We start from the raw sequence: 15,854 nt of genomic DNA on the forward strand, positions 1-15,854 counted from the left end.
CTCAGCGCAGCGTGGCGCCGCTCACAGTGCCCGTATCGTGCTCGATCATGTCGACCACGCGGCAATCGGGGCACATTTTCAGCCGCTCGGCGGCGGCGCCGGAAAACGCCGGGTGGCCGGCCAGCCGGACCAGCATCGACTGCACCATCTGCGCCGTGCCGAACGGCCTCGCGCAGCGCACGCAGAGGAACGGCTGGGCCTCGTTGAGCGTGACCGGGCGGCGCGCCGCGTCGCCGGCGAGCAGGCGCGGCACCAGCGTGATGGCATCTTCCGGACAGGTCTTTTCGCACAGGCCGCACTGCACGCAGTTGCGCTCGATCAGGCTGAGCACGGGGCGCTCGGGGTTGTCGCGCAGCGCCTGCGACGGGCAGGCGCCGACGCACGCCATGCACAGGGTGCACTTGCCGGAATCGACGGCGATCGCGCCAATCGGCGCGGCGGCCGGCAACGGCACGATATTGGCGGGCACCGGCGCGTGGCGCACCAGGTGGTCGAGCACGAAGTCCAGCATCTCGCGCTTGGCGGCGACCGCGCCGAACGGCGCCGGCGGCAGCGCGTTGCGGCCGGGACGCAGCGCGGACAGGCCGGCATCCAGCGACGGCACATCGATCGCACTGGCCGCCTCGACCAGCGACAGCACCTCGGCGTCATAGCCCAGCCCCGCCAGCAGGGCGCGGCCGACTTCCATCTGCTCGCGCAGCGCGGTGCGGTACTGCGGCGCCTCGTCGCCGGTCAGCAGCACCGCCACGCGGCTGGCGCCCCAGCACACCGCGGCCAGCCACAGCTCCAGCCCGGCCGCGGCCGGGTGGAACAGCGACAGCGGCAGCACATGGGCGGGCACGCCGGCGGCACGGCCGGCGCGCGCGGCGCGGCCCAGCGCCAGCAAGGCGGGCGTGCCATATTCCTCGCCGTGCAGCAGCACGACCGGATCGCGCGCGCCGGCCTGCCGGTAGGCCGACAGCAGCGTGCGCAGCCGTGCGCCGGTGGTTTCAGGGCCGGGGTAGCCGTAACTGATGGCGCCGCTCGGACACACCGTGGTGCAGGCCCCGCAGCCCATGCAAAGGTTCGGCGTGACCTCGATGCGGCCCTTGCCGTCATGCCAGCTCGACTGGATCGCCCGGGTCGAGCAAATGTCGATACAAGCCGTGCAGCCGGTGGTCTGGTTGCGGCCGTGCGCGCACAAGGCTTCCTTGTAGCGGAAAAATTTCGGTTTCTCGAACTCGCCCACCAGGCCCACCAGCGTCAATGCCAGTGCTTGCTGCCGCGCCGGATCGGCGCCGGCATGCAGGTAGCCTTGCGGCGGCTGGTGCATGGTGAAAGCGGGCTGGTCGCACAGGTCGAAGACCAGGTCGAAGCGTCCCTGCATGGTGTTTGGCGGCCGGTCGAAGTCGATGGCCGCGGCCGCGCCGCAGGCGCGCACGCACTCGCGGTGCGAGCGGCAGCGCGACAGGTCGATCTGGTAGCTGAAATCGATCGCGTCCTCCGGGCAGGCTTCGATGCAGGCATTGCAGCGGGTGCACAGGTCCAGGTCGATCGGATTGCTTCGACCCGCGCCGGTTTCCCAACTGGCCTCGAAGGCGCCGAGCCAGCCGCTGAGCGATGCCAGCCGGCCGCTGTGGACGGGCCAGGCGCGCGCGGCCGGCTGTGCGGCAGCGCCCTCGCCCGCTGCGCTGCCCGTCAGCAATACCGTGACTTCGAGCTGCATCGCCGCGAGCCGCTCGGCCCAGGGCAGCGCGCGCTGCGCCGGCCCCAGCACCAGCACCGCGCCGTCGGAACGGTAGTCGACCACGGGCACCGGATCGGGCTCGGGCAACGCAGCCACCGCCAGCAACGCGGCAATCTTGGCATTGGCGGTCTTCGGATCGCGCCGCGCCCCCTGCGACCAGCCGCCAGTCTCGCGGATATTGACGAAACGGACCGGCGCGGTCACCACCGGCCGGCCGTCCTGGCCCTGCGCGGTCTGCGCTGCGACTTCGGTAAACAGCGCGCGTTCCTGCGTGCAGGCCACGATGACATCGTCGGTGCCGTCCAGCGCGGCGGTGAAGGCGCCGATCTCGCGCCGGCACAACAGGCGGTGGACCTTGAGCGGACCTTGTTGCGAGCCTTGCTGCGGGCCCTGGCTGGCTTCCGACAGCGCCGCCCCGTCCAGCGGCATGGTGTCGTTGCAATTGCAGATCAGCGTCGGCATGGCGAATGCGGCTGACCGGCCCGGACGTCCTTCTTGCGAGGGTCTGCGGCCCGGCGGATTGTGGGGATGCCTATTGTAGTGCGGCTGCCCGGTCGGGCTACGCGCACTTATCCAGGTCTTGCGGGTCTTGCGGGCCCTGTTCTGCGTTTTGACTGGCCAGCGGCGGCGGCGTTTCGGCGGCTGCGGGTATGTCCGTAGCGCCGGCCGGCTCGCCGGCCACGGCAGGCGCCGCCGGCGGTACATGGTCCGCTTGTGCGTCGGTTTGTGCGTGCGCTTGTGCGTCCGCTTGTGCGGCGGCCTGGGCTGCCGCACGCTCCTCGTCGGTCGGGTCGAACAGCCCCAGCGACTCGGCCTGGCGCAACTGGCGCAGGATCTCTGGCGGGATCGGGTCGGGCTTGCTGTAGTCGTCGATGTAGGTATCGAGGCCGTCCATCACATTGAAGTGCGGATCGGCGAACAGCGTCTTGAGCGCGGCGCGCTTGACCGATTCGTCGACCCCGCGCGCGACGAAGCGGGCGATGTTGTCGCCGGGGCGCAGCGCCGCCACGTCCGCCAGGGTCGGCAGCGGGACTTCCGGCTCGGCCACCGCGGTCGCGGCCTCCGGTGGCACGGGCAATGGCTGCGGCTCGGCAGGCTGCAACGGCTCCGCGGGCACGGCCACGCCCTCCCGCACCGCCGCCTTGCGGCGCGACCAGCGTGACAGGAAGGACGAATCGCTCATCGGCGTGTTCGAAGCAGTCGGGTCAGTAGCGCGCGCGGTCCTGCGGCGCCTTGAAGGATTCGGGCCGGCGCCGCTGCTTGGGCTCGGGCCGGTAATGCTCGCTGACGTAGGCCTGCAGCCAGTCGCGCTGCTCGGGCGCGAGCGGCACGTTCTCGACGATCTCGCCGGCGTCGAGCCAGCGGCCGGCTTCGTTGTATGACAGCGTGACCGTCATCGGCACCGGGTGGGCGTCTTCGCCGGTGCCGCCGCCATCCTCGTCCTCGGGCATGCGCCACAGCACGAACCAGCATGGCGTAGTCGAGGTCAGGTTCAGGTAGTAGCCTTCGCCCTGGTCGCGGAACAACTCGACCTCGAAGCCGGGATACAGCCAGCGCGCACCGTGTTCGTCGTGTTCGAGGCAGACCGGGTGCGTGCCGAACTCGCCGAGGTCCGGCAGCACCGCGTCGAGTTGCCACTTCCATGGCTGCCAGCGGCTGGCCAGCGCGACCCTGCGCATCACCACCGCCATGGTGACGGCGGGACGGGCGCCGGGTGGCGGCGACTGTGGCACGGGCGTGGTTTCGGCTTCCATGGCTGCTGGCGCGGCAAGCCGCGCGCTCAGGTGTTCTGCACGACGATGCTCGGGAACTTGCTGGTCATGTCGCGCGCCTTGTCGGCGACCTTGATCGCCACCTTGCGCGCGATGCCGCGGTACAGCTCGGCCACCGGGCTGTCGGGCTCGGCCACTACGGTCGGGCGGCCTGAATCGGCCTGCTCGCGGATCTGCAGGTTCAGCGGCAGGCTGCCCAGCAGCTCCACGCCATAGTCGGCGCACATCTTCTCGCCGCCGCCCTGGCCGAAAATATGCTCGACGTGGCCGCAGTTCGGGCAGCAGTACACCGCCATGTTCTCGACGATGCCGAGGATCGGGATGCCGACCTTCTCGAACATCTTCAGGCCCTTCTTGGCGTCGAGCAGCGCGATGTCCTGCGGCGTGGTGACGATCACCGCGCCGGTGACCGGCACCTTCTGCGACAGCGTCAGCTGAATGTCGCCGGTGCCCGGCGGCATGTCGACGATCAGGTAGTCGAGGTCGTGCCAGTTGGTCTGGCGCAGCAGCTGTTCCAGCGCCGAGGTAACCATCGGCCCGCGCCATACCATCGGATTGTCCTGCTCGATCAGGAAGCCGATCGAGTTGGCCTGCACGCCGTGGCCCTCCAGCGGCTCCATGGTCTGGCCGTCGGCGGATTCGGGGCGGCCGTCGATGCCGAGCATCATCGGCAGGCTGGGCCCGTAGATATCGGCATCGAGCATGCCCACGCGCGCGCCTTCGGCGGACAGCGCCAGCGCCAGATTGACGGCGGTGGTGGACTTGCCCACCCCGCCCTTGCCAGACGCCACCGCGATCACGTTCTTCACGCCCGGCAGCAGCTTGACGCCCCGCTGCACCGCGTGGGCGACGATCTTCATGGTCACGGCCACGCTGACATTGGTGACGCCCGGCAATTGCCGCACCGCGGCAACCACCAGCTTGCGAATCGGGTCTAGCTGGCTCTTGGCCGGATAGCCGAGTTCGACTTCCAGCGAAACCCCGCCCCCGTCGACCCGGATGTTCCGGGCCGAGCGCGTGGACACCAGGTCCTTGCCCGTGTTGGGGTCGATGACGGTGCGCAGGGCTTCGGTGACCTGCTCAGTGCTGACGCTCAAGACAAACTCCGCTTGGTTTTTCTGAATGTGGGGGATGGCCCGGACGGCCGGCGCCACCGGCTGGACTGGCACCTAATGTATCAAAGTTTGACGTCTTCCCCTGCCTAAGGAAGGGGATTCCCACACCTGGCGATGCACGTCCGCATCGGAGAATGTTCAGCGCAGCATTGGTATCACGGTCATGCACGGCACCGCAGCTACTACAGGACCACTCTCTTATTCGCAGTCCTGCGATACCTTTCGGCCGCGTCGTGCTGTCTTTCGAACCGCACGCCGAACAGGACTGGGTAGAACCGCTTTCATTCACTTCCTCAAAGGTGGCCCCGTGCGCAATCGCTTTGTAGCGGAGCTTGGCCCGGAAGGACGACCAGGATGCGTCATAGACGCTTTTCGCCATCTTGGTCCTGGCGAGTTTCACAGCCGACACGTTGCCAACTGCGATGTAATCGAAGCGGCGGACGAGGTCGAGCGCAAGCTTGTGCTGGAAGTCGGCGCGGGCATTCGCCACCTTGGCATGCAGCTTGGCGATATGCCGCTTGTGCTTTCGCGCACGCTGCGCCTTGGCCAGTCGTTCGGCGGCATGTCGGCCAAACCGGTCATTGAAAAACTTCTCGCCGGTCGAGAGCGTCGCGAAGTCCTTCAAGCCAAGGTCGATGCCGACGCCAGCTTGAATCGGGCGTGCCGGCACATCAGGAATCTCGATCACGATGTTGAGAAACCAGTTCCCGCGCGAATCCTGCGCAAAGTTTGTGCCGTCCTTGATCTTGCCTTCAGGCAACGGGCGGCTGTTGAACACGCGGAAGGTATTGCCGGCAAAGCGAAACGCCTCGCCTTCTCGTTTCAGATCGCGGCCCTTAAGAGGCACCCATCCCAGGCACTTCCTGCCGCGGTATCGCAGGTAAGGACGGCGATGCTGGCTGCGCGATTTCGCGTACTGCTCGCACGTCGCATTGACGGTGCCGGAATGGATACAGAGTTCCTTGCTGCTGCCAGTGGTCAGCACGTTCAGATCGAACCCGCTCGGCCACTTCTTACCCCATTTGACTTCGTGCTTCTGCGTGTCATTGCAGAAGTTCCAGACGAAGTTCACCGCTCGGCTCTGCCTATTGAGCAGGCCGTTGAGCGACTTCACCCGGTAGCGGTAGACAAGCACCATGCTGCTCATTCTAACGTTGGAATGCCGCCTGGCGACGCCGCTCCTTCACTTTCCGCCATGAAGGGCTGGGAGTGAAAGGAGCGAATCTGAAGCAACGCTCCATGGGAGTCCGAAAAGCGCGGGCAAACCCCTGCACCAGGTGTGGGATTACAGACATTTACAACTCTCACAACCTTGCACTTGTGCGCGCGTCGCCATATCCATATTGTAGTGCGGTTGGGCGGGCAGGCACCGCCGCGCCGGGCCGCGCCGCCGCCAACGCATACAAAGGGTTACGTGCGGTATCGCCATGGGGTTACCATCGCATGCGGTACCAGGAACATTTACGGGAACATCAGAAGGAGAACGCATGAAGATCAAGTTCGTCACTGTCTCGCTCGCCGCCGCCACCCTGCTGGCCGCGGGTTGCGCCACCGAACAGCAGACCCATACGGCGGTCGGTACCGGCGTGGGCGCCGCAGTCGGCGCCGGGCTTGGCAACCTGATCGGCGGCAATACCACGGGCACGCTGGTCGGCGCGGCCGTGGGCGGTGCCGTCGGCGGTGCGACCGGCTACAACTGGAATGCCATCCGTGGCAAGCTGAACAAGGACACCGCCGGCACCGGCACCCAGATCACCGAGCAGCCGGACGGCTCGCTGAAGGTGAACATCCCCAGCCAGGTGACCTTCGATACCGACAGCGCCAGCATCAAGCCGTCGTTCCGCTCGGTGCTCGACCAGGTCGCGCAGACGCTGGGCCAGCACCAGGACGTCAGTGCCAATGTCGTGGGCCATACCGACAGCACCGGCAACCCCAACTACAACATGCAGTTGTCGCAGCGCCGGGCGCAGAGCGTGGCGGGCTACCTGGGTGACCGCGGCGTCGCACGCAACCGCCTGACGGCCGAAGGCCGGGGCCAGGGCCAGCCCGTTGCAGACAATGCCACCGAGGCCGGCCGGCAACAAAATCGCCGCGTCGAAATTTTTTTGAAACCAATTCAGGGATGACCTAGTCATAGAAACAGGTACCGCTTGCCACCGTTGCTGGCTCGCGATGGGTGGCTGACCTCCCGGGCGGTGCCTGATTTCTCCTCCTTTTCCGTTGTGGAAAGCTGCGCCGGCTCTGACCGGCGCTTTTTTTTGCCTTTCTGCCCCGCAAGTGCCGGCCGGTGATCGCCCGATCGCCGAACATTCCGCCATGCGGAACCGACGCGTCCACGGCGGCCACTTGCTAAAATAGCCCTTCCCCGGCACGCGCCCGCCCTGCGCGCAGCGCCGTCGCCACTGATTTCCCCGCTCCTGACCGGCTCTTTCGTCTATGACCGCACGTCGCATCCTCGTCACATCCGCCCTGCCTTATGCCAACGGCCAGATCCATATCGGCCACCTGGTGGAATACATCCAGACCGATATCTGGGTGCGTTTCCAGCGCATGATGGGCAACGAGGTCTACTACGTCGGCGCCGACGATACGCACGGCACCCCCGTGATGCTGCGCGCCGAAAAGGAAGGCATCACCCCCAAGCAGCTGATCGACCGCGTCTGGACCGAGCACAAGCGCGATTTCGACAGTTTCCTGGTGTCGTTCGACAACTACTACAGCACCGACGCGGATGAAAACCGCGAGCTGTGCGAGAAGATCTACCTGGGCCTGAAGGCCGAGGACCTGATCGCCGAACGCGAGGTCGAGCAGTTCTTCGACCCGGTCAAGAACATGTTCCTGCCGGACCGCTTCATCAAGGGCGAATGCCCGAAGTGCGGCGCCAAGGACCAGTACGGCGATTCGTGTGAAGTCTGCGGCACTACCTACGTGCCGACCGACCTGAAGAACCCGTACTCGGTGGTGTCCGGCGCCACGCCGGTACGCAAGTCGTCGACGCACTTCTTCTTCAAGCTGTCCGATCCGCGCTGCGAGACCTTCCTGCGCGAATGGGTCGCCGACCTGGCCCAGCCCGAAGCCGCCAACAAGATGCAGGAATGGCTGGGCGCCGAGGGCGAGGCCTCGACCCTGTCCGACTGGGACATCTCGCGCGACGCACCCTACTTCGGCTTCGAGATCCCTGGCGCGCCCGGCAAGTATTTCTATGTGTGGCTGGACGCACCGATCGGCTACTACGCCAGCTTCAGGAACCTGGCGCAGCAGCGCGGCATCGACTTCGACGCGTGGGTCGGCCCGCACTCGACCGCCGAGCAGTACCACTTCATCGGCAAGGACATCCTGTACTTCCACACGCTGTTCTGGCCGGCGATGCTGCGCTTCTCGGGCTACCGCACCCCGACCAACGTGTTCGCCCACGGCTTCCTGACGGTGGACGGCGCCAAGATGAGCAAGTCGCGCGGCACCTTCATCACCGCGCAGAGCTACATCGACACCGGCATGAACCCGGAATGGCTGCGCTACTACTTCGCCGCCAAGCTCAACGCGAGCATGGAAGACCTGGACCTAAACCTGGATGACTTCATCGCCCGGGTCAACAGTGACCTGATCGGCAAGTACGTCAACATCGCCAGCCGCGCGGCGGGCTTCCTGGTCAAGCGCTTCGAAGGCAAGGTCGACGAGGCCGCGCTGGCACACCCGCTGCTGGAGCAGCTGCGCCAGGCCGCGCCGCAGATCGCGCAGCTGTATGAAGCGCGCGAGTACAGCAAGGCGCTGCGCCAGGTGATGGAGCTGACCGACGCGGTCAACGCCTTCGTCGACACCGAGAAGCCCTGGGAACTGGCCAAGGACGAAAGCAAGCGGGCCGCGCTGCACGCCGCCTGCTCGGTGTCGCTGGAAGCCTTCCGCCTGCTGACGGTGTACCTGAAGCCGGTGGTGCCGGACGTGGCCGCCGGCGTCGAGCGCTTCCTGAACGTCGAGCCGCTCGACTGGCGTGCGATCGACAAGCAGTTGTCCGCAGCCAGGCCGGTGCAGGCGTACCAGCACCTGATGACGCGCGTCGATGGCAAGCAGGTCGATGCGTTGCTGGCCGCCAACCGCGAATCGCTGCAGGCCACGGCTGCGCCCGCCGCCGCTGCACCATCGGTCGAGCCGGTGGCCGAGACCATCACCATCGACGATTTCGCCAAGGTGGACCTGCGCGTGGCCAGGATCGTCGAGTGCCAGAAGGTGGAAGGCTCGAACAAGCTGCTGCAGCTGACGCTCGACCTGGGCGAAGGCAAGACCCGCAATGTGTTCTCGGGCATCCAGTCGGCCTACACGCCGGAGCAACTGGTCGGCAAGCTGACCGTGGTGGTGGCCAACCTGGCACCGCGCAAGATGAAGTTCGGCATGTCCGAGGGCATGGTGCTGGCGGCATCGGCGGCTGACGAGAAGGCTGCGCCGGGCCTGTACATCCTGGAGCCGCACAGCGGTGCCGTGCCGGGCATGCGCATCCGCTGAAGCGGACCGGCAGGAAAAAAAACGGCGGCGCCTGCGGGCGACCGCCGTTTTTTTTGTCCCGCGCCCGCGTCAGCCGCCCTGCATCTTCGACGGATCGTCGCTGCGTGAAGTCGTCGTCACCGTGCCGTCGCTGTTGAAATGCACGTTGAAAAAGGCCTTGTCGGTCGAGGTCTCCATCCAGCGGTAGCCCCACACCTCTTCCTTCTTCAGCGCGAAGGCCTCGACCTTGGTCGGCTTGCCCAGCAGGCGGCGGATGTCGTCCTTGCTCATGCCGGCGCGCACGCGCGCGAAGTTCTCCGGCGTCAGCACCTGCTCGATGCGCGCCACCTTGCCGTCGGCGCCGATGGTGACCATCCACGTGGTCGTACCCTCCGGCCCGCGCGGATATTCCAGCCGGCGGCCGCCGTCGGCCTCTTCCCAGACGATCTCCGGCTTGCCGGCCTGGCGCCGCAGTTCTTCCTCGGTGGACTGGCCGGGCACGATGCCCTTGAACAACTCGCTGTCGGGCTTGATCGCGTTCCAGGTATTGCGCGCGGTCTCGCCCGCCTTCTTCATCGCTTCATCGACCTTCCGCTGGTCGCAGCCGAACAGCGCAAGCACAGAGGCAATCAGTCCCATGGCGGCAAGGCGTCGCGGCGACGCGTAGTTGGCGGGGCGTACTTCAGCGGCGCACGGGCTCGGCAATGACTGACGAGGCGGCCTGCGCGGCGCTTTCGGGGTCGAGTGTCTGGCCGTCATCCTGGCTCCTTCTGGTGCCGCTGCGGTTCGAGGCGCCCGAGAACAGGATCGCCCAGCTGTCGAAGCGGCGGTTGAACAAGACCGACAATCCGTTGATGGAACCGCCCTTGGCAATCAGCGACCAGCGCCGCGAGAACTGCCACGTCAGCTTTACCACGTTGGAGGCCGAGGTCAAGCTCTGTTCATAGCCCACCGAGATCTGGTCGGTGATGGCCTTGCCCATGCTGACCACCTGCTGGTCGTTCAGGCCCGCGGTGCTGGGCCCGATCGAGAACTCGTCGATGCCGAAATGCGAGACGATGCCCTTGCCCGCCTTGCCGCCGATCAGGCCGAGCGCCGCGCCGCCCAGCGCGGCACCGCCCAGCTGGCGCTGCTGGCCCGCGCCGGCGCTTTCGGCGCCGTAGCCGAACATCAGCCACGACAGCTTGTCTTCGTCCGGCACGTTGGGTTCCGACACCAGCCGCACGCGCGGCAGCCGCACCGTGCCGGTGACTTCGACACCCGCCTCCACTTCCTGGTTGCGGCGCATGGCGCGGATGTTCATGTTCGGGTTGTCGATCGGCCCATTGAAGTTGATGATACCGCGCACGATGTCCAGCTTGCGGCCAAAGGCCTCGTAGGTGCCGTCGGTCACGCGCACCGTGCCGATGGCCTTCAGCGGTACCAGCGGCTCGCTCTTGACCCCGAGCTGGCCGGCGAGCAGCAGGTCGGCGCCCGCGCCGCGGAAGCGGAAGTCGTTGCCCAGGTCGACGGTCAGGTCGATCACCGGGCTGAACTTGCTCGCCGGCTTGGTCTCGGGCGCCACCGGCGTCGCGGCGGTCTTGACCGCGCGCTGGTCCTTGCGGCGGATCACCACCACGTCGTCGCCCAGCACCGGTGCGCCGGCCTTGGGCAGGTCGAACAGGCCGCGGTCGACGCGGAACTTGCCGCGGATCACGATCTGCTTGTTCTCGTTGGCGATGCTGGCGTCGCCCGACACCACCAGCGTGCGCTCCGGGCTGGCGAACAGCTGCAGCTTGTCGGCGACGATCTTGCCGGTCAGGTTGGGATCGGCCTCGCCCAGCTTGACGTTGCCGGTGGCGGTGATCTTGCCGTCGCCGCCGTGGAACTCGACGTGCTTCAGCTCCACCGTGTTCTGGTCCAGCGCCACGCGCACGGTGCCGTCGGTCAGGCGCAAACCCATGTCGTACAGCGTGACGGCGAGGTTGTCGCCATCGATGGTGCCGGCCAGCAGCGGCGCGCCGACCGTGCCGCCCAGGCGCAGCGCGGCGGCCAGGCGCCCGTCGAAGGCATACTGCGGCCCGGTCAGCGCCTCCAGCGACTTCAGGCGCGGCACGTCGACCGTGACCGTGCCGGCCAGCGTCGACGCCGGCCCCACCGTCTGCAAACCCTGCTCCTGCACCAGCCCGGCCGAGGCATCGACCGCGACCTTGCCGATGCGCCCCGACACCATGCCGCCGCGCAACGCGATGCGGTTGCCGCCCGCTTCGGCGCGCAGGCTGGTCTCGCCCAGGCCCATCGTGGTGAAGCCGCGCCCGGCATTGACCGACAGATCGCCGCTGCGCCGGCGCACTTCGGCGAACCCGCTTGCGGTCTCGGCCAGCGCCAGGTTCCAGCTGCCGTCGATGACCAGGTCGGAGCGCACCGGCGGCTTTTCGCCGGTGATGGTTTCCATCAGCTCCAGCACGTGGCCGACCTGCAGGCCATTCAGGCTGCCCTGGGTGCGGATGCGGCCGTGGTCCCAGTCGAGGCTGTCGATGGCGAGCGTGGCGTTGTCCAGCAGCAGCCGCGTGGCGCCCAGGCGCACGCGCTGGTCGGCCACCAGCAGCTGCGTGGGCGCCGCCAGCCGCAGGTTGACGGTGCTGCGTTCTTCCAGCGTACGGATGGTGCCGTTCCAGCCCTCCTTGTCCTTCCAGGCGCCCTGCCCCGCCAGCACCAGCTGCAGCGGCCGGCGGTTCAGGGTGCCGGCGGCCTTGACGTCGAAGACGTGGTTGGCCTGGGTGCCATTGAGCGTGGCGTCGAGCGTGCTCAGGCTGGCCTGCGGCCCGCGGTAGTCGCGCGCGGCGAGCTGCACCGACAGCGGTCCGTCCAGCCCGCCGCGCACTTCGGCACGGCCAGTGGCGCTGGCTACCTTGTGCGGTCCGACCTCCAGCGCCTGCGCGTTGTAGTCGGCCACCACCTCGGGCTTCTTCAGCGTGCCGGTGATGGTGGCGTCGAGCTTGAGCTTGCCGGCCACGCCGAACTTGAGCCGCTCCAGTTGCGGCGCGTCGACCGCCAGCTTGAGCTGGTCGCCGCGCGCGCCGAAGCTGCCGCGCAGGTTGGCCTGGTTGCCGGCCATGTTGAGCGAGGCCTCGCTCGGCAGCAGCCGCTCGCCGGCCAGCCGCACCTTGCCGCCGCCGGTCATCGGCAGGCCGGCATATTCGCTCTCGTGCACGGCGAAATCCACCGCCACGCCAAGCACCGGGGCAATCTCGCCGCTGGCGCTGAAGTCGGCGTTGATGCGGCCCGCGGCCACCTTGGCCAGCCGCGACGGATCGAACGACGCCAGCTTGCCCTTGAAGCTGAACGGCTGCTTGTCCTTCAGGCCGAGCTTGCCTTCGGCGCTCAGCACGCCGGGACCCACGGTGGCGCGCAGCGTGGTCAGCGTAACGGTCTCGGCGTCCACGCTGGCATCGGCGAACAGCTTGAGCGCCGCGCCCGACAGGTCCAGCGCCACGCTCTGCCGGCCCGGTTCCATGCGTAACACCACCGGGCCGGACAAGCTGGCGCTGGTCGCCGAGCCGTGCAGCGCGGCCGGATCGAGCCGGCGCACGTCCAGGTCGAAGCCGCCGCGGCCGCCGCGCAGCGTGCCGCCGCCGGTGATCTCGGCCTTGCCGGGCAACGACACGCGCAGGTCGCTGATGGCCTGCGCCGATTCGCTCAGTTCGACGTGGGCGCGCACGGCATGGACCGGCAGGCGGTCCTTGTCGAGCGGGCCGGCTTCCAGGTTGCGGATCTCGATGTCGCCGGCGACGGCCAGCGGTGCCGGCGGTGCGGGCGGGGGTGCGGCGGCGGGAGCCGAGGCCGCCGGGGCCGCTGGGGCCGCCGGAGCCGATGCCGCGGGCGCACTCGCCGCTGGCGGCTGTGCTCCCGCGGCCACGCCGTCCACCGGCCGCAGGTCGGCATGCACCGTCAGGTTGGCCTGCGGCGCCGTGGGGCTGAACAGCCGCGGGTTGATGCGCTCGCCATCGACCAGCAGGTGCGTGAACGGCACCTTGCCGAACGGCGTCAGGTCGGCGCCGGCGCGCGCATGGATGCGGTCGCCATTGGCCTGCAGCTCGGCGCGCAAGGCTTCGAGCGTGCCCCTGGCGGTGGCGTTGACGGCGAAGGACTCCTTCTGCCAGCTCGCCTCCAGCAGCGCCTCGGCGCTGAGCGGAAACGGCGCACGCGCGCCGATCTGGGCGTTGGCGGCAAGCTTGCCGTACGGCGTCTCGAGCCGGTCCACACTGACGCGGTGGTGCTGGCCGTCGCTGTGCAGCGCGCCGGACAGGTTGGCGAACACCATCGGCTCGGCGGTGGGCGACGTGCCCTGCAGCAGCGCCAGCCGCTCCAGCGTCAGCGCATCGACGTCGATCGCCAGCGGCAGTTCCAGCGACTTCGGCATCTGCGCCGGCTCGGTGCCCGGCTCCGACGGGCCCAGTCGGACCTCGGCCTTGCCGATGCGAAGGTATTCGAAGTGCAGGCGGCGCGGCTGCCAGGTCATGGCCCAGCTGCCGTCGACGCGGTCCACGGTCACGCGGGTCTGGCCGCTGGCGAAGACCACGTCGCGCAGCCGCAAGCCATGCGCCACCGTGCCACCTTCGAGCCGGCCGCTGAGCATGCCGGCCGACAGCCGCGTGGCCAGCGTCCAAAGGTGGTGCGTGCCGGCCTCGGTGCTCAATGCCGCCACGCCCGCGCCGATCAGCGCCACCACCAGCACCAGCAGCACGCCGACCAGCCAGGCGAGCGCGCGCAATACGCCTCGGCGCTTGCGCGGCGCGGGCGGGTTCGGCTCATTGGGCGTGCCCTCGCCGGGCACGTCGGGCAGGTCGTGGGCGCTCATGCCGGCATCCCATGCGCGCGGGCGGCCATCAGAAGGCCACCCCCAGCGAGATATGCGGCCGGAACTGCTGCTCCTGGATGCCGTAGCCAACGTCCAGCTGCAGCGGTCCCACCGGCGTGCGCCAGCGCACGCCTACGCCGACGCCGTTGTAGATCGTCACGCCGCGCAGGTTGTCGGCGGCCGTGCCCAGGTCCCAGAACACCGCCACGCCCCAGTCAGGCTTGAACCAGTACTGGTACTCAAGGCTGCCGGTGCCGAGGTACTTGGCCGGCAGGATACTGGCGCCGCTGGGCGTGCCGATCGACTGGTAGGTGTAGCCGCGGATCGAATCGGTGCCGCCGGCGCGGAAGCGCAACGTCGCGGGGATCTGGCTCGAACTGTCGCCGGTCAGGTCCGCGCCCAGCTCCAGCCGCGCCACCACCAGGTCGCGCTTGCCCACCGGGATGTACTGGCGGATACGGCCATACAGGCGCAGGAAGGTGGCATCGCTGAGGAAACCCCGGGCGGCCACGCCGACCTGGGTGCTGATGACATTGCCGCGGCGCGGAAACACCGGGTTGTCGACATCGCGCCGGGTCCAGGCAAAGGCCGGCACCAGCGCCTTGCTGATCTGGGCGGCCTGGCCCTCGGGCAGCAGCTTGTCATAGTAGAAGTCAAGCGACGTGGTGAAGTCGTACTTCTCGCGCGAGCGCGAGCGCTTCAGGCCCGCGCGCAGGCTGGTGGTATCGGTGTTCTCGATATCGATGGTGTGCTCGTAGCTGCTGTACACGCTGTTGCGGTACGCGCCGGGGGCAGGCGGCATCGCCGCTTCGGCAAACAGGTAGGAACGCTTTTGTTCCAGCCGCGCCTGCGAGTCGAAGGTCCAGGCGCGGTTGAACAGGTTGTAGTAGGAATAGCGCCCTTCCACCTGGGCGCCGGTGTCGGTGGTAAAGCCGACGCCGCTGTTAAGCCGGTGCACCGGATATTCGCGCACGCGCACCGAGACCGGCGCGGTGACTACGCCGTCAGGGGCCTTGTCGGCATCCGGCGGCGGTTCCAGGTCGACCTGCACGTTGGAGAAATACGGCTGGTTCTGGATCGCGCGCTGCAGCTCCAGCAGCCGCTCCACGCGGTACGGCTCGCCCTCTCTGAGCGGATTGACGTTGTAAATGATCTGTTCCGGATAACGGCGCGTGCCGCTCACCGTCAGCGGCCCCAGCAGGTAGGCCGGTCCGCTGGCGTAGTGCGTGGACAGGTCGGCGCGCAGGTCGTCCGGTTCCACCCGCGCCTGCGACGCGGCCAGCCGCGCGCCGTAGTAGTTATGGCTTTGCAGCGTCACCAGCGCGTCTTCCTTGGCCTTGTCCCAGTCGGCCTGGCGGAACGGGTCGCCCACCGGCAGGCCCCACTTGGCCTGCATCTCGGCGACCTGCTCGGGCGAGCGCGTCGCCGCCGGGCCGGTCACCTGGATATCGACATTGCGGATCAGCGTGCGCGCGCCCGGGTCCACCGTGACGTGGACCACGCGCCGGTCGCCCTCGCCTTCCACACGGGTGGTGGTGGTCGGGTCGAAATAGCCTTCGGTCGAGGTGAACTGGCGCACCTGCTCGCCGACGGTCTCGACCATGTAGTCGAACTGGTCTTGCGACAGGTCGGTGCGGTCCTTGTAGCGCGCCAGGTCCAGGTGCTCTTCGAGCATCTCCTTGATCGGCTTGGGGGCTTCGACCTCGACCTTGTAGGCGCCGAGCGCAGCGCCGGCTGGCAGCAGCATCAGCACGGCAAGCGCGAACGCAGCCGCGCGCCCCCGCCAGCGCAGCGGCGCGGGATGTGCCGTATCCGGCCTCCCGGTGGGGGCGATCCTCATCCGTTGAAGGCGCCGGGCGCCCCGGGCACGGTGTCGGCAGGTTTAGCGGTGATAGCGGTGTCTCGCGGCATCGCCGATTGTCCAC

10 protein-coding genes are annotated in these 15,854 nt (G+C 68.1%); 2 read left to right on the plus strand and 8 right to left on the minus strand.

The window, feature by feature from the left end:
* Position 1: 1 nt before the first annotated feature.
* The 5 genes from LPA45_RS13590 to LPA45_RS13610 form a co-directional block, all read right to left on the minus strand.
* Positions 2-2,188 carry a 4Fe-4S binding protein gene (locus LPA45_RS13590; RefSeq protein ID WP_367394606.1) on the minus strand — a complete coding sequence of 729 codons (2,187 nt, stop codon included), beginning with the start codon at positions 2,186-2,188 and terminating at the stop codon, positions 2-4.
* 97 nt (positions 2,189-2,285) lie between these two features.
* Positions 2,286-2,909: a DUF3306 domain-containing protein gene (locus LPA45_RS13595; protein WP_367394607.1), complete on the minus strand. Its 624-nt coding sequence runs from the start codon at positions 2,907-2,909 to the stop codon at positions 2,286-2,288.
* A gap of 22 nt (positions 2,910-2,931) precedes the next feature.
* Positions 2,932-3,480 (minus strand): DUF3305 domain-containing protein, encoded by a 549-nt coding sequence (locus LPA45_RS13600; RefSeq protein WP_116317953.1) that lies wholly within the window; start codon positions 3,478-3,480, stop codon positions 2,932-2,934.
* 26 nt (positions 3,481-3,506) lie between these two features.
* Complete coding sequence (gene apbC, locus LPA45_RS13605; RefSeq protein ID WP_317919834.1) at positions 3,507-4,595, minus strand: iron-sulfur cluster carrier protein ApbC; 1,089 nt, start codon at positions 4,593-4,595, stop codon at positions 3,507-3,509.
* Positions 4,579-5,751, minus strand: coding sequence for an RNA-guided endonuclease InsQ/TnpB family protein (locus LPA45_RS13610; RefSeq protein ID WP_367394608.1), 1,173 nt, complete (start codon positions 5,749-5,751; stop codon positions 4,579-4,581). The genes apbC and LPA45_RS13610 overlap by 17 nt, the downstream gene beginning before the upstream one ends.
* 349 nt (positions 5,752-6,100) lie before the next feature.
* Here LPA45_RS13610 and LPA45_RS13615 point away from each other — a divergent pair, with 349 nt between their 5' ends.
* Both LPA45_RS13615 and metG read left to right on the plus strand, forming a co-directional pair.
* Positions 6,101-6,739 (plus strand): OmpA family protein, encoded by a 639-nt coding sequence (locus tag LPA45_RS13615; protein WP_116317955.1) that lies wholly within the window; start codon positions 6,101-6,103, stop codon positions 6,737-6,739.
* 310 nt (positions 6,740-7,049) lie between these two features.
* A complete protein-coding gene (gene metG, locus LPA45_RS13620; RefSeq protein ID WP_367394609.1) occupies positions 7,050-9,110 on the plus strand; it encodes a methionine--tRNA ligase in 2,061 nt (686 codons plus the stop codon).
* A 69-nt stretch (positions 9,111-9,179) separates the two neighbouring features.
* On the opposite strand, the gene bamE is transcribed toward metG, so the two are convergent.
* The 3 genes from bamE to LPA45_RS13635 are packed head-to-tail and all read right to left on the minus strand — an operon-like array spanning position 9,180 to position 15,769.
* Entirely contained in the window at positions 9,180-9,728 is a 549-nt protein-coding gene (bamE, locus tag LPA45_RS13625; protein ID WP_116317957.1) for an outer membrane protein assembly factor BamE, read from the minus strand.
* A gap of 43 nt (positions 9,729-9,771) precedes the next feature.
* Positions 9,772-13,929: a translocation/assembly module TamB domain-containing protein gene (locus tag LPA45_RS13630; protein ID WP_367394610.1), complete on the minus strand. Its 4,158-nt coding sequence runs from the start codon at positions 13,927-13,929 to the stop codon at positions 9,772-9,774.
* Positions 13,930-13,957: 28 nt separating this feature from the next.
* Positions 13,958-15,769 carry an autotransporter assembly complex family protein gene (locus LPA45_RS13635; RefSeq protein ID WP_367394611.1) on the minus strand — a complete coding sequence of 604 codons (1,812 nt, stop codon included), beginning with the start codon at positions 15,767-15,769 and terminating at the stop codon, positions 13,958-13,960.
* Between the last annotated feature and the right edge of the window lie 85 nt (positions 15,770-15,854).

The sequence above is a fragment of the Cupriavidus sp. Agwp_2 genome (assembly GCF_040784895.1).
Classification (GTDB): Bacteria; Pseudomonadota; Gammaproteobacteria; order Burkholderiales; family Burkholderiaceae; genus Cupriavidus.